This window comes from Pedobacter psychrodurus, from assembly GCF_032678585.1.
GTDB lineage: Bacteria > Bacteroidota > Bacteroidia > Sphingobacteriales > Sphingobacteriaceae > Pedobacter > Pedobacter psychrodurus_A.
Map to the genome: position 1 here is coordinate 63,467 of NZ_JAVTSN010000006.1, position 20,748 is coordinate 84,214.

The following is a 20,748-nucleotide window of genomic DNA, read 5'->3' on the forward strand; positions in this document are numbered from 1 at the left end:
TTATGAAAAATATTCTTTATTTCTTCCTGACTGCCCTGATCTCCTCCATTGCGCTATTGGTTACACAGGATGCATTTGATCCTGAATTGGTTTATAGCACCGTGGTATTAATATGGATTCTGTACATCTGGTACCATGTTTATGCTGCTGATAAGAGGAACTACAGTGAGTAGCCTTTTTTAAAATGATTTAGATTCCCGGTGAAATGATCACCCGGCCTAAACTGCAATGCAATAAGTTTTTCTCTTCTTATTATTTAGGTCCCTCATTAAGCCTACTCAAATATCTCCCCAACCTCCAAGGTGACTACATGAAGAATCTTTAACCACAGATGAACACAAATTTCACGTATCCCCGCCTGAACGGCTGGGCAGGTGTGTGCATTCTCCATATCTGTAGCGAAATTATGTTTGCCTGCGACAAGGGTTTAACGCGATGACATTTCCCTAACCTACCCTTTTTGCCACCATTTTTTTAGCTTGACTAAGCTTTTAATTGTTAAAAATGGGTATCATAATTTAACATTTAACACGGGTGTATGCACCATTAAAGTTATTATCTTCGCCAAGAACTAAATCTGTTGGGTTTACGTTTATATTACAAGCTGGGCAATAGCCCTAATAAACAAAAAGCTTAATGAACTTGGAGTATCGCCCTTGTACATGGGGTAGATAAGAGCACAAGATCATGAAATCAAAAGCAAAATTCCCCTGTTTACCGGGGAACACCTTTTACGCTGAGGTTCGCCGCAGGGTAAACAACGACTTTAAAGAAAACAATAGAAGTACCAATGCCAATGTGCTGATGTGGTTTAAAGCCTGTCTTTTCCTGAGCATATTTCTGGCGCTTTACCTGAGCATATTACTTTTACCCATCCACCCTACCGTACTATTAGGCTTAACTATTTTACTGGGCACTACCTGTGCATTTATTGGTTTTAACATCTGCCACGACGCTATTCATGGCTCATTTTCGAGTTCTAAACGCACCAATTCATTTTTTAGTTTTCTGTTCCATATGGTTGGGGCCAATCCATACGTTTGGAACATTACCCACAATGTGGTACACCATACCTATACCAATATTCCGGGGCATGATGAAGATATTGAAGTGGCACCGGGCCTCATCCGCATCTGTACCGAAGATGAGTTAAAGCCACACCAGCGTTTCCAGCAATGGTATGCTTTCCCTTTGTACAGCCTGGCCTCACTTTCGTGGGTGTTCCGTAAGGATTATAAAAAGTTTTTCCAGAAAAGTGTTGGTGCCTGTCAGAATACACATCCAAAAATCGAATACTTTAACCTGTTTTTTTACAAGTTTCTATACTATTTCATTTTTATAGGTTTACCCATATTGATTATGCCGCTTAGCTGGTGGCAAATCGCAATTGGCTTTGTGGTTTTACATATGGCCCAAGGCTTAACCATGGGTTTGGTTTTCCAATTGGCACACGTGGTAGAAGGAACAACTTTCCCTTTAACCAATGCAGAAGGAAATATGGAAGAAGCCTGGGCCGAACATCAGATGCGTACCACGGCTAATTTTGCCACCCATTCTCCCGTTCCAGCCTTTTTTCTAGGTGGATTAAACCGTCAGATTGAGCACCATCTTTTTCCGAAAATATGTCATGTTCATTATGGAAGAATATCGGGCATCGTAAAACAAACCGCTCTAGAATTTGGCTTACCTTATCACGAAAACAGCACTTTCCTATCGGCGCTCCGCTCCCATTACCGTATTTTAAAACGAATGGGCAGACCTGAGCCGCTAAGCAGCTAATTCTTTTTTGGAGTAACAAATCTACTCGGGCACAGTCATATAGAAAAAACGCCATGAGAAAGTTATTCCAATCCGCTAAGCTTAAAAAACTCAGTCTTACATTCCAGGCCATTTACATTTTACTGGTGATGTTGAGCTGTTCCCCGTCTGTTACGGCACAACAGGTAAAAAGAATTGATGGAACAATAATCAGTACCGATTCGTTAAACCATTACCTACCAAAATTAATGGAGAAAGCCAGTGTTACTGGTTTAGGCATCGCCATATTCAATCAGAACAAAGTGGTATATAAAAATACCTTTGGTTATGCCGACGGCATAAAGAAAACCCCGCTAAAAGCAACAGCTAATTTCTATGGAGCATCTTTAAGTAAATGCATATTTACCATGATGGTAATGAAATTGGTAGAGCAGGGAAAATTGGATCTGGACAAACCGCTACAGCAATATTTACCAAAACCGATTTACGAATATAAAAAACAAACCAGGTGGCACGACGATTACAGCAGCCTGAGAAGTGATTCGCTATATCAAAAAATAACCGCCCGGATGTGTCTCGATCATACTACAGGTTTTCCTAACTGGCGATGGGATGTTGCCGATCAGAAACTCAAGGTACTGAGAGAACCAGGTTCTCGCTACAGCTATTCGGGCGAAGGCATGGTATATCTGCAGGTGGTACTCGAAAAAATGACTGGAAAATCTTTAGCGCAAATGGCTGATGAAATGATTTTTGGCCCCTTAAACATGAAGAACTCAGCTTATACTTTTCTTCCTGCTTTTGAGAAAGATTATATCCTTGGACACGATGCTAAAGGCAAACCCTACGAAAAGGACAAGGATAACGAAGCCCGTTCGCCCAGTACACTCGAAACCACTTTTGATGATATGACACTTTTCGTAGCAGGCCTGATGCAGAAGAAAGTAATCAATAGCCGCTCTACAAACGAAATCTTTAGCCCTCAGATCCGGATACGTTCGGTTGAACAGATGGGACCACTATCAAGGAAAGATACCAGTGCAAATGATAACATCTCTTTGAGTTATGGTTTGGGCTTTGGGTTGTTAAAATCTCCTTTTGGCTGGGGAGCCTTTAAAGAAGGGCACGGAGATGGCTTTCAACATTACATGATTCTTTTCCCCAAACAAAAAATTGGCGTGTTGATCATGACAAACAGTGATAATGGAGAAAGTATTTTTAAAGAATTACTGGCACTCAGCATTGCCGACCAGTACACACCATGGAAATGGCAAAGGTATTACCCTTATAATGATGCAAGCACGAGGTAACCGTTCAGGGCAAATTTGGGATCGGATATGATTTATTTCTATATTCGCGTAGATCTGATTTAGCATGACGAAAGAAAAACTGATTGATTTTTTACATCAGGGCAATAACATTTCTCCAATTGTTTACCAGCGGATTGCTGAATATTTTAATTATAAGAAATTAGCCAAAGGTGAGTTTCAGTTGTCAGCAGGAAAAATATGCGACGAATATTTATTCCTTGAAAAAGGTTATCTGCGTGCTTTTGTACATGATACTGAAGGTAATGAAGTAACTACAAATTTCTACGAACCCGGTGAAATGGTATTTGAGGTTTCTTCTTTTTTTAAAAGAGGTAAATCTAAAGAGAATATACATGCCATGAGCGAATGTGAAGGTTGGTATATTACTTTTGCACAGCTCAATACACTCTTTCATAGCATCCCCGAATTTAGGGATTTTGGAAGATCCATACTGGTGCAAGGTTTTGCCGGACTAAAAAGCAGAACCTTATCTATGATTACCGAAACTGCTGAACAACGGTATGCGGAGTTACTGAAATCCAGTCCAGCTATTTTTCAGCAAGCGCCATTAAAAAACATTGCTTCCTTTCTAGGCATCACCGATACATCATTAAGCAGGATTAGAAAAGAATTCGCAAAGAAACACTAAAGTATATTTCTTGCCAAATGCGAAGTTGTTCTAGTGTTTTAAGCAGTTCCTTTGTGTAAACAATTTACTCATGGAACATTTACCAGCATCACTCTACATTCTATTTGCGTTTACCGCATTACTCACCCTGGTTTTATTTTTAAAGGCCGTTGGCTTTTCCAAAACCTTAATTGGCTTACTTTTTTTATGGATCATTTTACAATCTGTATTGAGTATTTCGGCTTTTTATCAGGTTACCAATGTTATGCCTCCCCGATTTATGCTACTGGTATTACCTCCTGTTGTGCTGATTATAATTACATTTTTGACCAAAAGCGGGAAAACATTTATAGATGGTCTTGATCCAGGAAAACTAACCATCCTTCACATCATCAGAATTCCGGTAGAAATTACGCTTTACTGGTTATTCCTCCATAAAGCCGTGCCAGATATCATGACTTTTGAAGGCAGAAATTTTGATATTTTATGTGGCATTACCGCCCCTATTGTTTATTATTTCGGTTACATCAAAAATGTATTTCATAAAAATGTGCTGCTGGCCTGGAATATCATTTGCCTCTTGTTATTGGCGAATATTGTTGGTACTGCTGTGTTATCGGCCCCATTTCCGATACAACAATTCGCTTTTTCGCAACCGAATATCGCGTTATTGTATTTCCCATTTGCTTTATTGCCGGGTGTTATTGTTCCGATTGTATTGTTTGCGCATTTGGTTGCGATTAGAAAGTTGATTCGGTAACTTCTTTTGCCACGCCCACCTGAACGGCAGGGCAGGAAAGCACGGATTACACGGAATTTGTTTGGCTACCATTTTACCATTAAGAAGTTGAGGACATTAAGTTTGGAGTTGATTAACTCGTATTAGTTGGGAGTTCGGCGTTTGGCGTTTGGAGTCAGTTAACCGATTTCACAATTAATCAGTTAACCAGTTTTCAGTTGGCAGTTTACAATTAACCAGTTAACCTAATGAACCAATGACAAATGAACTAATGACTAATGAACCCTACTTCACACAAACTTAACATACAATCCATTTCTTCAAATGGCAGATCTTTTTATCTTTAGCCATTATGTATTGGTACGAAGAAGAAGTTAAACAATTGGAGAGAAGACATCGGTTAGACCGAGAGCATCCGGGCATTATCTTCTATGGCAGTTCGTCTATACGTTTATGGAATAGTTTAGAAGATGATTTTGATTACACTAAAGTAATCAATTTAGGTTTTGGGGGTTCTACATTGGCTGCCTGTGTTTGGTTTTTCGAACGGATCATGACCGATTATAAACCAAAGGCACTCGTGGTGTATGCAGGTGATAACGACCTTGGCGACGGCAGAAACCCCGAAGAGATCTTTATCTTTTTTCAACAGTTAATGGTTAAAGCTAATCTTAGATTTGGAACATTGCCCTGTTATTTTATTTCATTGAAGCCTAGTCTTACCCGCTGGCATATGGCCGATCAGTTTAGATATACCAACAATCTTATCGAAAGCGAGATTATCAAACTCAATGGCAACTGGAAATTTATTGATGTATTTAAGAAGATGCTCACTAAAGAAGGCAATCCAAATCCTGCATTTTACGACCATGATGGCCTGCACCTGAGCGATGAGGGTTATCGTTTGTGGACCGAAACTGTTAACGAAAAAATAGGTTAATCATTACTTTTAATTAATACCCTGGTAACATCGAAGCCCTATTTTTCCATAAACATTTTAACTAAATGAATAGGGAATACCATAAGTGGTTCAGCCATAATTTACAACGCGAAATGGAGCTGTTGGTTTTTGGTCATGGCGGAAGAGCGGTACTCTTTTTCCCCACCCGGATGGCCAGGTTTTACGATTATGAAAACTGGGGAATTATCGCTTCATTAAGCCATCAGATTGAAAATGGCGAACTCCAGATTTTCTGTGTAGACAGTATAGATGGCGAAAGTTTTTACAATGACAGTGTATTCCCATCAGTACGTATTGATCGGCACCTGCAATACGAAAAATATCTTTTAGAAGAAGTAATGCCACTAATTTACCAGAAAAATGGTGGTGATTATGTAGAAGCGGCGGGTTGCAGTATGGGGGCCTACCATGCGATAAACCTGGCGATGAAGTATCCCTGGTTATTTAAAAAAGCTGTTGGCATTAGTGGCAGGTACGACCTTACCGATAATATTGGCGATTTTAGAGACCTCTTGAATGGTTTTCATGATGAAAAAGTATATTACAATATGCCAGCCCAGTATATTGCCAACCTCAGCGATGATAAATTACTTTCGGAAGTGAGAAATATGGAAATTATCTTAGCGGTAGGCGAAACCGATCCGTTTTTAAGCGGGAACCAACACCTCAGCAGTTTGTTATGGGAAAAAGGTGTACCCAATCAGTTTCATACCTGGGAAAGCAATGCACACCGGCCCCATTATTGGCGAAAAATGGCGCCTATCTATATTTAAATTAGAACATGGCTACTCATTAGCCTATTTTACGGCTAAATTAAAATACTGTTTAATGTGGATGGTATCTACAGGTATCTGAGATTTTTCAGCACCTACAACAACATGTGCATCCAGCAGCCATCTTTCTGACCCGGCACCAGTATTAGCCACTTTAATCCCTTTAACCGATCCCGCTATTGGCCTGAGGTTATAATAATCACAGGTAGGGCAAGAAAATAAATGTTTTACTTTTCCAGCCAGAATATCGGCATCCGTTAATAAAAATTTATCACCCTGCATTGGGGCTTGAAAATATATCCATGTTTTACTAAAGGCATTTTCTTTCTTAGCCGAAAACACCCTGTATCGGCCAGCGGTAAGTGCGAACTGTTGATCAACAGCTGCAGCATTATTCACGTATTCGTATCGACAGGTTCCCTGAACACAATCGGTTAGATTTTGATCATCAATGGTAAAATTCATTGTATCATCTGTTTTCTTTTTGCAAGCGCACAAGATGCTCATAGCCAATAAAAAGATTGCGGTTGTTTTGAAAGCGGTTTTCATCATCTGTTTTTTTTTTCTTAAAACGGAATAAAATAGGAATACGCTACACATCAATACTAAGTATTAGTAAATATACCATTTGCACCTGAAAAACTAAATAAAGTTAAAATCCGGCAGTCGAAATATGATCTTAACATAGATTGAACAAGAAAATATTAAGTTTGCATAAACAGATTAAATCTACAAAAACATGAAACAAGGATTATTAATAGATATGGACGGGGTGATTTACAGCGGGGAAGAACTGATATTTGGCGCCGATAAATTCATTAAGAAACTAATCGACGAGGATATCCCTTTTGCCTTTATGACCAACAACAGCCAGAGAACAGGTTTAGAAGTGGTGCGTAAGCTTAAAGGTCTCGGTATAAAGGTTGAAGAAAGCCATGTATATACCAGTGCTATGGCCACAGGTAAATTCCTGTCCGATCAAAGTCCGAATGGTACCGCATATGTATTGGGTGAAGGTGGTTTATTAAGCAGTTTGCACGACCATGGCATCACATTGGTAAACACCGACCCCGAATTTGTGGTATTGGGCGAAGGCAGAAATTTCACCCTCGAAATGGTGCAACGCGCTGTAGATATGATACTTGCTGGGGCAAAATTCATCACCACAAACAGAGACCCATCACCAAAAAAACCAGGCTGGAACAATTTGGGTATTGCCGCAACTACAGCAATGATTGAGGAAGCTACAGGCAGAAAGGCATTTGTTACTGGCAAGCCGAGTCCGGTGATGATGCGCTCGGCACGTAAATTCCTTGGACTCGAAACCAGCGAAACCACCGTGATCGGCGATACGATGGAAACCGACATTCAAGGCGGTGTACAAATGGGTTACAAAACCATTTTGGTACTTTCGGGCATATCGAGCAAAGATACCTTAGGTCATTATGCTTTTAAACCTGATATGATTGCAAGCTCAGTGGATGAGATTACATTTCCTTTAACCTGGTGGGAAGCTAAGTAGTTTGGAGCTCGGAGTGCTTAGTTTGGAGTCTTTAGTAAAGTGCTGTCGGGTGTTACCACCTGACAGATTCAACAAAGTGTCAGATAGAAATATCTGATACCACGTCCCATTATTAAAATTAAGTTTGGAGTTGAGCGTTTGGAGTTCAGAGTCGGTTAACCAATTTAAACAATTAACCGATTAACCATATCATAAAGTGCTGTCGGGTGTTACCACCTGACAGATTCAACAAAGTGTCAGATAGAAATATCTGACACCACGAGATATCAGTTGGCAATTTACAGTTAACCAAATGAAACAATTAAGCCCTCACCAAAAAATGCTCCGGCATTTCGGCTGCTTTTAGCATAAAATTGTGCAGTTCGTAGTTTTTAACAAAAGGTTTTAACTGCTCCGAACCCGGACCGAACATGGTTAACTCCACATAATCGCCAGTATGGTTCATACCCGCCCATTGCACATCGGTGTATTTGCTTATAATCTTCCCGTATTCGTAAAATGGAAGGTTGGCTTCATTATACAGCTGTCCGGGAACAATATCTTTAAAATGGGCAAGCAACGATTTCACATCTTCAGCTTTCATTTCGATACCCTGGTTCTCTTTAATCATTTCCATGATTTTCTGCTCGCTAAAAGATTGGTCTAATTGAGCCAATAACCAGGTATTACTGTGTTTAAAGCGTTGCAGGCTATCGAATTTTTTATTGGCCTCATCTGCATAAAAAAGACCAGGGTTAGCATTACCATGGTCGGTAGTGATAATCACCAAAGTTTCGCCATCTTTTTCAGCAAATTCAATTACTTTACCTACCGCTTCATCAAAAGCCAATTGATCGAAAATTAATCCGCCCAAATCATTCGAGTGGGCTGCCCAATCTACCTTTCCACCTTCTATCTGTAGCGCAAAACCATCTTTATGGTCTTTCATTAACTCAATGGCCTTCATGGTCATTTCCGCTAATGTAGGTACCGTTTTTTGCAATTCGGCATCATGCATACGGTCTACTTCGTAAGGAAGTCCATCTTCAGCAAACAGTCCTAAAACTGGCTTCGATTTATCCAAAGCCAACATTTCATTCCGGTTCTCTGCAACTTTATAGCCCTGGGTTAAAAATTTAGGCAATAAATTTCCACCTGTTCTTTTCTCACCGAAATATTTACTTCCACCGCCCATCATCACATCGAATTTCAGGCCTAGATAAATTTCTGCAATAATATCCTGTCCGCCACGGTTATCGATATTTACACAGAAACCCGCAGGTGTAGCGTGGGTAATCGGCACAGTAGTTACACAACCTACTTTTTTTCCTTTTTCTTTAAATTTCTGGAGGATTGGTTGAGGTTTCTCCCCTTTCATGCCAACATTGAGCGAACCGTTTTTCACCCGCATTCCGCCACCCCACGATGAGCTGGCAGCCGCAGAATCCGTAACCATCGAACTGGCTGACGCAGTATCCATCAAAGCACGTACAGCTTTATTATCACGGTATAAACCTAACCATTTACTGCTTTTACCAAAGGTACGGTTGGCATACAGATCGGCCATATTCAAAGTTCCGGTACTCATCCCATCACTTACCATCATAATGATGTTTTTTGCTCTTTTCGGTCCACCAATTGGCGTGGCCAGCACATCTTTTAACCCTACTAATGGCACACTCAAGCCAGCCAATAAGCCGCCTTTTAATAACGATCTTCTATTCATATTTTGTAGGGCTTTAATCCCTTTTATCATTTGCTAAATAATGGATGGTCTTTGGCATCGCTGTCACCCGAAGAACCATGGTGAACTGAAGTTGCCAGATCCACATTCCCCACTTCAGTGTGTTGTGTAGAATCGACATGGCCAATTGATTTAACCTTGGTATAATGATGTACCTTATCGCGATGATGCGTATCAACAGCAGGTATTTTTTTAACCTGCGGATCATTTTTAATGGTAAGCAGGCCAATTGCTGGTATAACCATTAACATGCCAATACACGAAATCAGTCTCATATCAAATCGCTTAAATTATTTACATCATGGATTATTTCAATCAGGATTTGTATGATTCTGAATGATTTACAAAGATGAACCGATGTTATTAGGAAGATGGTTAGCTAGCGTTATGAAATTGTTAAAGTTGCACTGCAGTTTTAATTCAATATTAAGTAATTGCTGAATTATTTCACAACCTATTCACCGGAAAACCAGGCAATGACACCATTTATTGAACAAAACCTGGATATCAAATCCCCAAAGTAAAAATCACATCCCCAAAAGTGAATATCACATCCCCCAAAGTAAATATCGTCATCCCCTAAAGTGAATATTGCTTCCCCCAAAGTGAATATCGCTTCCCCCAAAGTGAATATCGCTTCCCCCAAAGTGAATATCGCATCCCCCAAAGCGAATATCGCATCCCCCAAAGTGAATATCGCATCCCCCAAAGCGAATATCGCATCCCCCAAAGTGAATATCGCATCCCCCAAAGTGAATATTGCTTCCCCCAAAGTGAATATTGCTTCCCCCAAAGTGAATATTGCTTCCCCCAAAGTGAATATCGCATCCCCCAAAGTGAATATTGCTTCCCCCAAAGTGAATATTGCTCCGGTCTAATTGAAAATCGCATCCGCACAGTTGTATTTCGCATCCGCACAGGTTGAAAAAACCAATTCCATCACATTTTCAGGATACTCCATCCCATTTATTGCAACCCCTATTGCCGTCAGCTTATATTGCCCTACATTTAAACCATACATAACCCCGGACTAAGATCCCTTAAATTAACAACCATGAAACATTATTTATTTTTTCTGCTCTGTTGCTTCAGTTTTAACCTGTTCGCACAAAAGTTACCTGATTCTACCCACCAACAAGAATTTACGATAGAGAATGTGAAGATCAGTAGTGTTGGGATCAGCCTGGCAGGTACGATTTTTAAACCCAAACATATCAATGCAGCACTAGTTCTTGTACATGGCTCTGGTCAGGAAAAAAGAATGGTCGAAATGGCCTCACTTTTGGCAAAAAATGGCATTGCTGTATTAAGCTACGATAAACGTGGCGTTGGAGAATCGGGTGGCGTTTATGCTGGCCCAGAAGTTGGAACCAACAACATCGATCCTTCCAATCTTGATTTACTTGCTTTAGATGCAAGTGCCGCTGTCAATGTACTTATGGCAAATCTGCCTGGTCAACATGGCTCAGTAGGTTTAATGGGTTTTAGTCAGGCAGGTTGGGTCATCCCTTTAGCCGCAAAAAAGAACCCCAGAGTGAGTTTCATGGTCATCTTTAGCGGACCAGTGGTATCTACACTCGAACAGCTCCGGTTTCAGTTTTATACGCAGGGAAATTCCAAATTTTGGGACACCCATTCAGAAGCTGAGGCCCGTGAGCATGTAAACAGCGACCCGGACCGGTATCAATTTGTTGCCACTGATCCACAGGATGTGTTGAGCACAATATCTACTAAGGGACTTTGGTTTTTTGGAGGCAGAGACATACAGATCCCGGTGGGTTTATCAATAGAACACCTCGATGCGCTTAAAGCAAAGGGTAAATCTTATGAATACCAGTTGTTTCCCACATTTGGCCATAATACGGCCTCTGCTAAATCGCAGGAACCTGTTAACGCTGCTATTCAGTGGATTAAAAGTATTAATAAGCGGAAATAATTATATTATAGCCAAATATCATTATTTCTTTTGCCACAGATGTTCACACCTGTCCGGCCGGTCAGGCAAGGATCAACGCAGATTTAAATATCATATCTGTGTTGATCCTTTTTATCTGTGGTTAATTTTCTTTGCCTTTACTTCATTAATCATGTCGTTGCCTTCCCTTCTTCATTTCGGCTACAAAACTCCTCAATTCGGATACAAATCACCTGCTCCATAAGCTCACCTTTGGTTTATCATTTATTCAGATATAAAAATTATGGAACATGAAAATCAAGGTGCTGTGAACAGCACCAATAAAGTTTGGTTTATTACTGGCGCATCGCGTGGATTTGGCCGCATCTGGGCAACTGCTGCGCTCGAGCGTGGCGATAAAGTAGCCGTTACTGCACGCAACCTTGCGAGCGTAGCCGATCTGCAGGAAAAATACGCTGACAATATACTCACGCTGGAACTCGATGTAACCAAATTAGATCAGGTAGAGAAAGCTGTAAAACAAGCCCATCAACATTTCGGAAGACTCGATATCGTTTTCAACAACGCCGGTTATTCGCTGGTAGGCACCATCGAAGAAGCCGCTATCGACGAGGTTAAGGCGATGTACGATACCAATGTTTACGGACCGGTTGCAGTGATTCAGGCTGCATTGCCCATATTAAGGAAACAAGGTTATGGACATATTTTAGGAACTTCGAGCAATCTCGGCCATGTTGTTTTACCTGTTATCGGTTATTATTGTTCTTCAAAATGGGCGTTTGAGGCCATTCATGAAAGTCTGGCTGCAGAGGTGAAACCTTTCGGCATTAAAGTAACTATTGTAGAGCCTGGTGCTTATGCCACTGAATTTGGAAGTCAGGAATCGTTAAAATTCGCAGCAGGCATGGTAGAATACACGGATTTTAAAGAGAACTTTTTCGAGGGCCTGAGAAACCTGGAGCGGGGAAATCCAAATGCAACTACAGAGGCCATCTTCAAGATCGTTGATTCGGAAAACCCACCATTAAGGTTCTTTCTGGGAAGCCACAACCTGCCATGGGTTCGTACTGCATATGCCGAGCGCCTGGCAAGCTGGGAGGAATGGGCACCTATATCTAATGCTGCCCAGGGATAAATCATTTAGAAAACAAATATATAACCGGTAACAACAAAGCTTATCGGTTATATTTGTATCACTCAAGATGAAAAAGGAAGAAAATACCCCATATAAATTTAGCTCCTTATCAGAAGCACACCGGATGTTGGGACTGCCTCAGCCAAAACATCCGCTCATCAGCCTGATCAATAATGCAGAAAATCCTGTTGCCATGAGCGGACAGCCAAATGCTCATATCCTGAATTTTTATAAGATATCATACAAACCGAAATTAAGCCCCAGATTAAAATATGGGCAGAGTTATTATGATTTTGATGAAGGCGGTTTATTATTTGCTGCTCCTAACCAGGTTATTGGTCATGTTGATGATCTGGAGACCAGCGTCTGTTCACTATATACTTTATTGATCCATCCCGATTTCCTATTATCATACCCCATAGCCAAGAAAATAAAAAGTTATGGTTTCTTTTCTTATTCGGCCAACGAAACGCTACATCTTTCGGAAAAGGAAAAAGAAACCATTATTTCGGTATTTAAAATTATCGAAGAAGAGTTAAACAATAGAATCGATGATTTTAGTCAGGATGTAATTGTTTCCCAGATCGAACTTTTATTAAATTATAGCAACCGCTTTTACAAACGCCAGTTTATTACGCGCAAGGTGTTAAACAGCGATCTGTTACAAAAGCTAGAAGAGTTATTAGATAATTATTTTAATGATGAAAATCCGGTGATCAAAGGCTTACCAACAGTTCAATACCTTTCCGATCACCTCAATGTTTCGCCGAGTTACCTCAGCGATCTCCTCCGCTCACTTACAGGGCAAAATGCACAACAGCATATTCACCAGAAACTGATTGAAAAAGCAAAAGAAAAACTATCGGGCACTAACCTATCCGTGAGCGAAGTGGCTTACGAGCTGGGCTTTGAACATCCACAGTCTTTTAACAAACTGTTTAAGGCAAAAACCAAGGTTTCGCCATTGGCATTTAGGAAAATGTTTAATTAGCAAAAAAATATCTTTGTTCAGTAGCGTTTTCATCATTCCAAACGTATAAGCTGTAAATTAAAGCTTTATGAAAAAGATATTATTGATCCTCTTAGCTGCCGCAAGCATTAGCTATGTATCCTGTAAGAAAACCACCAATAACAACGATGGACCCGGCGAAGTTTACGGCAAATGGAAACTGACCGAAACCATGCAGGATCCCGGCGACGGTAGTGGAAAATACAGGAAGGTAACTGGCGCCGCAAAATATCTCACACTTGATAAATCAGGAAAATTTCAAGGAGATGCCCTTCCCGATTTATTTTCGTTTAGGATTTTAGATAGTGTTAAAATGGAAGTTTATAGCAATACCTATAAAATGCCTCAAACCTATTATTATAAAGTTTCGGCGAAATCGCTACAACTTAACCCACCTTGCATTGAAGGGTGCGGCTACAGGTTCGTGCGGGAGTAGTGGGAAGCATTAGCCTCTCGAATTACAGATCCCCTGCTGAAACTTCAAATATTTCGAAGGGCTAAGATTGAGGTAATGTTTAAAATCGTGGATGAGTTGGCTTTGGTCGTAGTAGCCACATTGCTCGATCACTTCAAACCAATTTACAGCATCTTGATCGGATGCCAACTGCTGAACCAGCTCAACCGCTTTTAGAAAACGCATATAACGCCCAATCTCTCTGGAAGAATAACCAAGATGTTTTTTCAGGTTCATTTGTACCGACCTTTCTGATAACTTTTGTTGCGCAGAAATTTCTTTCACCGGGCTAATGGCAGTATTCCCTAAGGCAATAATCTGCTCAGTTAAAGGGTGACGGTTTTGAATATAAGGTCTGCTAAAATCAAGCAGATGCGCTACTTTATCACTTACTGAATGCACCTTATTGAGCTTTGTCCAGAGCATGGTGAAACAATTATCGTTCAGCAAATCGTCAGGATGTAGGTGTTCCATGAGTGATGCTGTACCGAAAAACCGAAAAAAAGCATCATCCTTAAAGTTAACCACCAGCATTTCACCACCTGCAGGGAGCACATAAGTAAAAGCCTGTTTAATAGGGCCTAAAATCAGGCATTTATCCATCGATATTTCTTCCTTTTCCTTTGTGACCAGAGAAAGTGGTACACCAAAGCTAAATACCATTATCGACTGGAAAGTGGGCAATAAGGTTTGGGTAATGGGATTTTCTGATTTGTTCTCGGCAAAATAAAAGTGCGAAAATAGCGCCTCAAATTCAGCTGGCACTGCAATTCTATAACCGTAGTACTCTGCATCACTTTTCATGATCAAATATGACCATTTTTTCTTTTTTTCCACAGAATAACACAGTTTTTGCCACGGAGACACAGAAGGCACGGAACACAGCTCAATTTACGCTGTCATTACGAACGCAGTGAATACTTAGATAACAGGCATAAATGCCCTTATTCCATCGGTAGGTTTAACACCGACCGATAGGTGAAAATATATTATAATAACGATATCTTGTCCACCATATTCAATTCCCCTCTTTCAGAGGGGTGTCCGCAGGACGGGGTGTTTTCTATGTACCTTAAAACGAAAACAGCTATTAAATTTCGGTCGGTGTGACACCGACCGATAGGAGAATTATTTTTCAAGATTTTTTCTATTGGTCGGTGTCTCACGGTTGATAGGCGAAAGATGTGTCATCCTGATGCGATAGCCATCGGATAAGCACGACAAACTAAGCCGTTAAACTATCCCAAATCACCTGATAAACATCCGGTGCTTGCAAGGTTTTATTCACTGCTTTTGAAGTCACCAAAACAGGTTTAAATTCATCTGAAACATTGCTACGGCCATGAGATCCTTTAACCAGCGTGGCATCAAGTGGAATCACATCCATCACGTAGCGGAAGCCTGCTTTCTTTCTTAATAATTTATAACCTGCCCTGAGTTTAGATGTCATAAACATTTCTACAGGATCGTAACCAGGCTTTTTGTGGATATCAACTACCCTGGCATAATCAGGTGCTTTGGCATCATCTAACCAGAAATAATAGGTAAACCAGCTATTTCCTTTTGCTACCAATACCAGGTCGCCCGAACGTTCGTGATTAATATGACGGTCTTTCTGTTCTTCTTTATCGAGCACCAATTCTATTTCCGGCACCTTTTTTAGCAATGCTTTAACCTGTTCAGTTACACTTTTATCGTTGATGTACACATGTGCGATCTGATGATCGGCCACTACAAATGCTTTTGATGCACCCGGATCTAACAGCTCCAGTCCTCTTTCTTCACGGATTTGCAGTAATCCATTTTCCCTAAACAAACGGTTCAGGTGAATCGGATGATTTACAGGTGAAATACCATATTCGGAAAGCAAAATGATGCGTGCACCCTTGCTTTCGTAAAAACGGACCAGCTCTTCTACCACCTGATCGATTTCCTTTAATTCTGTACTGATTTGATTTAAATCCGGTCCGAACTTTTGCAGGCAATAATCCAGGTGCGGCAGATAAATTAGTGTGAGTGTCGGGTTGTGAAGCTTTTCGGTCTCCATCGCGGCATCAGCAATCCATTTGGTAGATTTAATATTGGCACCTGGCCCCCAGAACTGAAACAATGGAAACTGTCCTAACTTGTTCTGTAAATAATCACGGAGTTCGGCAGGTTGCGAATAACAATCTGGCAATTTACGGCCATCGGCAAGGTAATTCGGACGTGGTGTTACCGAATAATCCGCAGTAGAATACATATTGTACCACCAGAACATATTGGCACAGGTAAAATCAGGATCTTCTTTTTTAGCCTGGTCCCAGATTTTTTCGGCATTAACCAGCTTGTTAGACTGCTTCCAGAATTTCACCTCAGCATCAGCATGATCGTACCAACCATTGCCAACAATACCGTGCTCTGAGGGAAATTTACCAGTTAAATAACTCGACTGTACCGCCGTTGTAACTGCGGGCAACAAAGGTTCTATGGTGGTTAAATGGTTTTCTGAAATATATTTCTGAAGAAATGGCGTGTGTGCCCCAATTACAGAATTAGATAAGGCTACGATATCGATAACAACTGTTTTGTGCATAATTTTAAGATGCTAATAAATTTTTAACCCAGGCCAATTCTCTGATAATCGAATCGTTTAAAGGGGCTTTTAAAGCCGTCGGTAAAACCTCCCAGGTATACGTTTCTACTTCTAAATGATTGGTGAAAGGATTGTTTTTATTCAAATTCAATACCTCTATAATATCTGTTTGTGTAGATTGAACCAAACCCATATCCTCCACAAAAATCGGTACGTGAAAATGTGCCCGCCACTCTTCTACTGTCAAATCCCCCCCTTCCAGTAATGCATCAGGAAGATCTGCATAGCGGACTAAACTTCCATCATTTTTTCTGGCAATTACCTGATGAAGATAAGTTGGCTCATCAAAACGTGCCAATTGATCTAATACTGCTGTTCTTTCAGCAACAACTGTTGGCAATTTTGCCTTCAGCGCTGCACTAATCTGTATTTTCCCAATCTGGATGCCTTTCTCGTTCAACTCATTGATGATGGCCGCATGTGGCTCATAACCGATGGCAAAATGACAAACGTCATAACATAAACGGATGTGTGTTTTAATGATGCTTTCTCCATTACTGGCGGGTAAAAGTTCGTTTTCATACCAGTTGATAAATTCAGGACCGGATTCGAGAAAACCGTCAGGTTCCGGTTCAATATCTAAATGAATGATCTTTCCTGTTTTGTTATGGAGTGCGGCTAAAGCATAGGCCACCTCCAATATATGATTGGTTGCTGTAAGGGTAGCATTTTGCCTTTCATCAGCATCCTTAAACCAGGGTTTATAGCTCAATGGCGAAGTTGAAATGCCACCATCCATATCTTCAGGGAGTAATGCGGAAAGGATTTCAGCCAAACGAAGTGTATAATCTACACGTGCTCTGGTGGTCCAATCGGGTGCATGTACCTGATCCTTTACCCTGGTATGGTGGAAACCACCGTAAGGGAATCCGTTCATGGTAAATACATAACCGCCCTCTTCGTCAAGCCATTGTTTAAATGTTGTTAAATGATCTTCCTGCAGTAATTCTAAACTGGCCAGGTTTGAAAGACGTAAACCGATCCCCATAGGGGCATCGGGAGATAATTGGGCTTTTAATACCGGAAAGCTCTCTTTCAACACTGCAAAATGGGCCATCCAGTTTTCGCCTGCATAAATATTGGTACAGAAGGTTAAATGTCCGGAAGTTAATTTCATGCGTTTAATGTTGAATAAATAGTGCTTGGTTATTTAAAATTTCGGCGGCCTTTTTCAAAATATTGGCATCAATTTCATGTACCTCTTCCCCACTGCCCAGTCCGGTTAACAAAGTGATGGTTAATTCACCACCAAGGTGTTCCCTAAATTCTTCCAATCCCTGTAAAATCGGACTATTTCCTTCGGTCACCTGTAATAATGGATGCGTCAATTCGAAACCAAGTTCCTGAATTAAGGTAATCACCCTTTGGGCATCATCAGTACTGATCCTTCCAGATAAGTTGGAATATACAGTATCTAAAGCAATGCCCATGGCAACCGCTTCACCGTGCCTGATTTCGAAATTGGTGAGGTATTCGAGTTTATGGGCACTCCAATGACCAAAATCGAGTGGCCTGGCCGAGCCGTTTTCGAAAGGATCGGCACTTCGGATATGCTCCATATGAAGTTTGGCACATTTCCAGATCTGGTAATTCATCGCTGCAATATCGCGGGCCGCAAGTGCCGAAGCATTAGTCTCAAGCCATTCGAAAAATTCGAGGTCTTTAATCAATGCTACTTTAATTGCTTCTGCAATGCCCGAACGCCAATCGCGGTCGGATAATGTAGTTAAAAACAATTCATCATTAAAAACCGCAACGGGCGGTGAAAATGTACCCAGGAAATTCTTTTTATTAAAATAATTGATGCCGTTTTTTACGCCAACACCTGAGTCGTTCTGCGAAAGTACCGTACTTGGTATCCTAATGTGTTTAATGCCCCTGTGGGCAACTGTAGCTGCGTAACCGACCATGTCGAGCACGGCACCACCACCAATTGCAGCCACAAAAGAATGCCTGTCGATGCCATGAACATTGATGGCCTCCAATACCCGGTCGAAATACCTCGTATCGTTTTTCACCTGCTCTCCTCCCGGAATCACTAAAATATCCTGAATAAGCTGTGTTTGCGTGTATGTTGAGAAATAGGCTTTAATCTGATCGTTAAGATTTGGGTGTGTGTTTGCTACGCCTTCATCTATAACGAAGAGGATTTTTTTTACGGTAACAGCTGGATTCAGGTCCACTAAAAAACTGTTCAACAATTCATTTTCAGGCGAAAAAAGCGCTGAAGTAAAGAAAACATTATAATGATATTGTACAGTAAAAGATTGATGTAAATGTTCCATTTTAATTGGATAATGTTGTTCGGATTAAGTAACGGCGAATAATTTAGATAGCCACATCGATAATGGCAAGAGCGCTGCAATTACAAATGCAATAATCAGGGCATCAAAAGTTACTGCCCAGGCAGCATCCATCAAAATGAGTGATATCACCCCTGCCTTCACCGCAGCGCCTATATTTTTACCAACAGGCTGTTTGATCGCTTTTAAAAGAGGCTTAAAAATCATAAAGGTAAAAGGAACCAGAAACAATAGCGACCATAACAGCCTATCGTTTACAAAGGCAAAATAAGTAATGGAACAGATCACAATGGCATATAAAATGGCTGCCAGGTACAAGTTTTTAGCCTTACCGCCATGCACTTCGCCACGACTGGTCATGGTAATTGAGAAAATATACACTACAGGGATAATGGCCAAATAATAGTGACTATAAAGCATTTCGGGTACGATACTTAAGCCCAGCAGCAGATTAAAGCCTCTGCATAAGCCCATATTTAACGGCCCGAAAAAAGAATGGTGTTTGCCAAATTTATTATAAAGCAGCGCAAAAACAGCGACTAAAAGCGCGAGTATCCCAGATGTTAAACTATTTAATGCAGCCAAACCAATACCAGCAATAAGCAATACGCTCCCTAAAATGGTTGCGTTTTGCAGACTGATCAAGCCGCTTGGAATGGCACGCTCCGGACGCTCAATTTTATCCAGATCAGCATCAAATACATCATTAAAAACGATGCCCCCGCCATATAAACAAGCTGTTGATAGGGCTAAAAGGATAATAGACATCCACGGGATGGAAAACCCACTACTTAAAATACCAGAAATGGCAATTCCAGCCAGAATATCGGCCACTGAGGTTATGATATTGGCCGGGCGCATCATGCGCAGGTAAATAATTATTTTTTTCAATACTTTAGCTGATGATGATTGAAGATTTATCAGTTCTTGGCTGCTGTCCGCCACGTAAAATGGTATTGCCTTCAAACTTTTCGGTAAGGTCTACACTTTTTTGCGCATTAAAATCGGCTTCGTCAATCTGTCCGCTCTGTGCAAATGCGGTGATTGCGTTGCGGTAAGTAACCAATTCAATATCCTGATCGCTCAAACCGCGCATTTTCATTAATGCAGCGGTTTTAGGCACTGCTATGGGGTCGCTAATGCCCCAATCAGCTGCCGAATTTACCATAATGCGATCAGCACCATATTGTTTTACAATTTCGACCATACGCTCATTACCCATTTTGGTAAAAGGATAAATGGTAAAAGCTGCAAAAAAACCTCTATCCAATACTTCCTTTACCGTTTCTTCATTGTTGTGGTCGATAATTACACTATAGGGATCAAGACCATGCTCCAAAGCAATATCCATACTGCGTTGTGTACCTTTTTTCTTGTCGCGGTGAGGTGTGTGCACCTGCACAGGCAAACCAGCTTCTTTGGCAAGCTCAAGTTGTAACCTATAATATTTCTCTTCGGCAGCGGTCAGATCGTCGAAACCGATCTCTCCAATACCTACTACACCTTCTTTATAGATAAAAAGGGGCAATATTTCCATTACCTGCTCTGCCAAACTTTCGTTATTGGCCTCTCTGGAGTTAAGACCGATGGTACAATAATGTTTAATGCCAAACTGCGAAGAACGAAACCGTTCCCAACCGATTAAGCTGCTATAATAATCTCTAAAACTATCCAATCCCGTACGTGGCTGGCCTAACCAGAATGCAGGTTCTATCAGGGCTACAACACCTGCATCGGCCATCGCCTGATAATCATCTGTTGTTCTCGAAGTCATGTGCACGTGCGGATCGAAAAATTTCATCCCCTTTACCGCACTGATATCAAAAGCTTCAGGTTCACCCATTAATGCTTTATCTCTTTCAATTGAACTGCTGCAACACATA

At 40.9% G+C, this 20,748-nt stretch carries 22 protein-coding genes; 13 read left to right on the forward strand and 9 right to left on the reverse strand.

What is annotated here, in order from left to right; genetic code table 11:
• The first annotated feature begins 2 nt into the window (after positions 1-2).
• From R2S57_RS05565 to R2S57_RS05595, 7 genes are all read left to right on the forward strand, one after another.
• Positions 3-173, forward strand: coding sequence for a hypothetical protein (locus tag R2S57_RS05565; RefSeq protein ID WP_316844074.1), 171 nt, complete (start codon positions 3-5; stop codon positions 171-173).
• A 514-nt stretch (positions 174-687) separates the two neighbouring features.
• Positions 688-1,779: an acyl-CoA desaturase gene (locus R2S57_RS05570; RefSeq protein WP_316844075.1), complete on the forward strand. Its 1,092-nt coding sequence runs from the start codon at positions 688-690 to the stop codon at positions 1,777-1,779.
• A 53-nt stretch (positions 1,780-1,832) separates the two neighbouring features.
• The gene (locus R2S57_RS05575; protein WP_316844076.1) at positions 1,833-3,068 is read left to right on the forward strand and encodes a serine hydrolase domain-containing protein; all 1,236 of its coding nucleotides are present in this window, start codon (positions 1,833-1,835) and stop codon (positions 3,066-3,068) included.
• Between the two features lie 64 nt (positions 3,069-3,132).
• The gene (locus tag R2S57_RS05580) at positions 3,133-3,717 is read left to right on the forward strand and encodes a Crp/Fnr family transcriptional regulator (protein ID WP_316844077.1); all 585 of its coding nucleotides are present in this window, start codon (positions 3,133-3,135) and stop codon (positions 3,715-3,717) included.
• 70 nt (positions 3,718-3,787) lie between these two features.
• On the forward strand, positions 3,788-4,456 hold the full coding sequence (locus tag R2S57_RS05585) for a hypothetical protein (RefSeq protein WP_316844078.1): 669 nt from the start codon (positions 3,788-3,790) through the stop codon (positions 4,454-4,456).
• A 331-nt stretch (positions 4,457-4,787) separates the two neighbouring features.
• Positions 4,788-5,375: a GDSL-type esterase/lipase family protein gene (locus tag R2S57_RS05590; RefSeq protein WP_316844079.1), complete on the forward strand. Its 588-nt coding sequence runs from the start codon at positions 4,788-4,790 to the stop codon at positions 5,373-5,375.
• Between the two features lie 65 nt (positions 5,376-5,440).
• Positions 5,441-6,169: an esterase family protein gene (locus R2S57_RS05595; protein ID WP_316844080.1), complete on the forward strand. Its 729-nt coding sequence runs from the start codon at positions 5,441-5,443 to the stop codon at positions 6,167-6,169.
• Between the two features lie 24 nt (positions 6,170-6,193).
• On the opposite strand, the gene R2S57_RS05600 is transcribed toward R2S57_RS05595, so the two are convergent.
• Complete coding sequence (locus R2S57_RS05600) at positions 6,194-6,721, reverse strand: hypothetical protein (protein WP_316844081.1); 528 nt, start codon at positions 6,719-6,721, stop codon at positions 6,194-6,196.
• Positions 6,722-6,908: 187 nt separating this feature from the next.
• Here R2S57_RS05600 and R2S57_RS05605 point away from each other — a divergent pair, with 187 nt between their 5' ends.
• Positions 6,909-7,691: an HAD-IIA family hydrolase gene (locus R2S57_RS05605; protein ID WP_316844082.1), complete on the forward strand. Its 783-nt coding sequence runs from the start codon at positions 6,909-6,911 to the stop codon at positions 7,689-7,691.
• 301 nt (positions 7,692-7,992) lie between these two features.
• Here the strand turns inward: R2S57_RS05605 and R2S57_RS05610 are convergent, their stop codons facing one another.
• Positions 7,993-9,396, reverse strand: a complete 1,404-nt coding sequence (locus R2S57_RS05610) for an alkaline phosphatase (RefSeq protein WP_316844083.1) — start codon at positions 9,394-9,396, stop codon at positions 7,993-7,995.
• A gap of 26 nt (positions 9,397-9,422) precedes the next feature.
• Positions 9,423-9,689 carry a hypothetical protein gene (locus R2S57_RS05615; RefSeq protein ID WP_316844084.1) on the reverse strand — a complete coding sequence of 89 codons (267 nt, stop codon included), beginning with the start codon at positions 9,687-9,689 and terminating at the stop codon, positions 9,423-9,425.
• A gap of 309 nt (positions 9,690-9,998) precedes the next feature.
• On the opposite strand from R2S57_RS05615, the gene R2S57_RS05620 reads away from it, so the two are divergent.
• The 5 genes from R2S57_RS05620 (at position 9,999) to R2S57_RS05640 (ending at position 13,909) form a co-directional block, all read left to right on the forward strand.
• Positions 9,999-10,292, forward strand: coding sequence for a hypothetical protein (locus tag R2S57_RS05620; protein ID WP_316844085.1), 294 nt, complete (start codon positions 9,999-10,001; stop codon positions 10,290-10,292).
• Between the two features lie 176 nt (positions 10,293-10,468).
• Positions 10,469-11,350, forward strand: a complete 882-nt coding sequence (locus tag R2S57_RS05625) for an alpha/beta hydrolase family protein (RefSeq protein WP_316844086.1) — start codon at positions 10,469-10,471, stop codon at positions 11,348-11,350.
• A gap of 262 nt (positions 11,351-11,612) precedes the next feature.
• Entirely contained in the window at positions 11,613-12,464 is an 852-nt protein-coding gene (locus tag R2S57_RS05630; protein ID WP_316844087.1) for an SDR family NAD(P)-dependent oxidoreductase, read from the forward strand.
• Positions 12,465-12,531: 67 nt separating this feature from the next.
• On the forward strand, positions 12,532-13,455 hold the full coding sequence (locus R2S57_RS05635; protein WP_316844088.1) for a helix-turn-helix transcriptional regulator: 924 nt from the start codon (positions 12,532-12,534) through the stop codon (positions 13,453-13,455).
• A 67-nt stretch (positions 13,456-13,522) separates the two neighbouring features.
• The gene (locus tag R2S57_RS05640; protein ID WP_316844089.1) at positions 13,523-13,909 is read left to right on the forward strand and encodes a hypothetical protein; all 387 of its coding nucleotides are present in this window, start codon (positions 13,523-13,525) and stop codon (positions 13,907-13,909) included.
• A 9-nt stretch (positions 13,910-13,918) separates the two neighbouring features.
• Here R2S57_RS05640 and R2S57_RS05645 read toward each other — a convergent pair whose 3' ends face one another.
• From R2S57_RS05645 to R2S57_RS05670, 6 genes are all read right to left on the reverse strand, one after another.
• Positions 13,919-14,764, reverse strand: a complete 846-nt coding sequence (locus tag R2S57_RS05645) for an AraC family transcriptional regulator (protein ID WP_316844090.1) — start codon at positions 14,762-14,764, stop codon at positions 13,919-13,921.
• Positions 14,765-15,152: 388 nt separating this feature from the next.
• A complete protein-coding gene (locus R2S57_RS05650) occupies positions 15,153-16,502 on the reverse strand; it encodes an alkaline phosphatase family protein (protein WP_316844091.1) in 1,350 nt (449 codons plus the stop codon).
• Positions 16,503-16,506: 4 nt separating this feature from the next.
• On the reverse strand, positions 16,507-17,679 hold the full coding sequence (gene eboE / locus R2S57_RS05655; RefSeq protein ID WP_316844092.1) for a metabolite traffic protein EboE: 1,173 nt from the start codon (positions 17,677-17,679) through the stop codon (positions 16,507-16,509).
• 4 nt (positions 17,680-17,683) lie between these two features.
• Entirely contained in the window at positions 17,684-18,847 is a 1,164-nt protein-coding gene (locus tag R2S57_RS05660) for a 3-dehydroquinate synthase (protein WP_316844093.1), read from the reverse strand.
• A gap of 24 nt (positions 18,848-18,871) precedes the next feature.
• On the reverse strand, positions 18,872-19,756 hold the full coding sequence (gene eboC, locus R2S57_RS05665; RefSeq protein ID WP_316844094.1) for a UbiA-like protein EboC: 885 nt from the start codon (positions 19,754-19,756) through the stop codon (positions 18,872-18,874).
• Between the two features lie 4 nt (positions 19,757-19,760).
• Complete coding sequence (locus tag R2S57_RS05670; protein WP_316844095.1) at positions 19,761-20,747, reverse strand: TatD family hydrolase; 987 nt, start codon at positions 20,745-20,747, stop codon at positions 19,761-19,763.
• Position 20,748 lies beyond the last annotated feature (1 nt).

What these genes read in the sequence shown, in the direction of transcription:
- R2S57_RS05630 (WP_316844087.1), top strand. Translation starts at nt 11,613, where the DNA reads ATGGAACATGAAAATCAAGGTGCTGTGAACAGCACCAATAAAGTTTGG.
- R2S57_RS05590 (WP_316844079.1), top strand. Translation starts at nt 4,788, where the DNA reads ATGTATTGGTACGAAGAAGAAGTTAAACAATTGGAGAGAAGACATCGG.
- R2S57_RS05580 (WP_316844077.1), top strand. Translation starts at nt 3,133, where the DNA reads ATGACGAAAGAAAAACTGATTGATTTTTTACATCAGGGCAATAACATT.
- R2S57_RS05595 (WP_316844080.1), top strand. Translation starts at nt 5,441, where the DNA reads ATGAATAGGGAATACCATAAGTGGTTCAGCCATAATTTACAACGCGAA.
- R2S57_RS05605 (WP_316844082.1), top strand. Translation starts at nt 6,909, where the DNA reads ATGAAACAAGGATTATTAATAGATATGGACGGGGTGATTTACAGCGGG.
- R2S57_RS05625 (WP_316844086.1), top strand. Translation starts at nt 10,469, where the DNA reads ATGAAACATTATTTATTTTTTCTGCTCTGTTGCTTCAGTTTTAACCTG.
- R2S57_RS05650 (WP_316844091.1), bottom strand. Translation starts at nt 16,502, where the DNA reads ATGCACAAAACAGTTGTTATCGATATCGTAGCCTTATCTAATTCTGTA.
- eboE (WP_316844092.1), bottom strand. Translation starts at nt 17,679, where the DNA reads ATGAAATTAACTTCCGGACATTTAACCTTCTGTACCAATATTTATGCA.
- R2S57_RS05610 (WP_316844083.1), bottom strand. Translation starts at nt 9,396, where the DNA reads ATGAATAGAAGATCGTTATTAAAAGGCGGCTTATTGGCTGGCTTGAGT.
- R2S57_RS05570 (WP_316844075.1), top strand. Translation starts at nt 688, where the DNA reads ATGAAATCAAAAGCAAAATTCCCCTGTTTACCGGGGAACACCTTTTAC.
- R2S57_RS05600 (WP_316844081.1), bottom strand. Translation starts at nt 6,721, where the DNA reads ATGATGAAAACCGCTTTCAAAACAACCGCAATCTTTTTATTGGCTATG.
- R2S57_RS05670 (WP_316844095.1), bottom strand. Translation starts at nt 20,747, where the DNA reads ATGTGTTGCAGCAGTTCAATTGAAAGAGATAAAGCATTAATGGGTGAA.
- R2S57_RS05640 (WP_316844089.1), top strand. Translation starts at nt 13,523, where the DNA reads ATGAAAAAGATATTATTGATCCTCTTAGCTGCCGCAAGCATTAGCTAT.
- R2S57_RS05565 (WP_316844074.1), top strand. Translation starts at nt 3, where the DNA reads ATGAAAAATATTCTTTATTTCTTCCTGACTGCCCTGATCTCCTCCATT.
- R2S57_RS05635 (WP_316844088.1), top strand. Translation starts at nt 12,532, where the DNA reads ATGAAAAAGGAAGAAAATACCCCATATAAATTTAGCTCCTTATCAGAA.
- R2S57_RS05615 (WP_316844084.1), bottom strand. Translation starts at nt 9,689, where the DNA reads ATGAGACTGATTTCGTGTATTGGCATGTTAATGGTTATACCAGCAATT.
- R2S57_RS05660 (WP_316844093.1), bottom strand. Translation starts at nt 18,847, where the DNA reads ATGGAACATTTACATCAATCTTTTACTGTACAATATCATTATAATGTT.
- R2S57_RS05575 (WP_316844076.1), top strand. Translation starts at nt 1,833, where the DNA reads ATGAGAAAGTTATTCCAATCCGCTAAGCTTAAAAAACTCAGTCTTACA.
- R2S57_RS05585 (WP_316844078.1), top strand. Translation starts at nt 3,788, where the DNA reads ATGGAACATTTACCAGCATCACTCTACATTCTATTTGCGTTTACCGCA.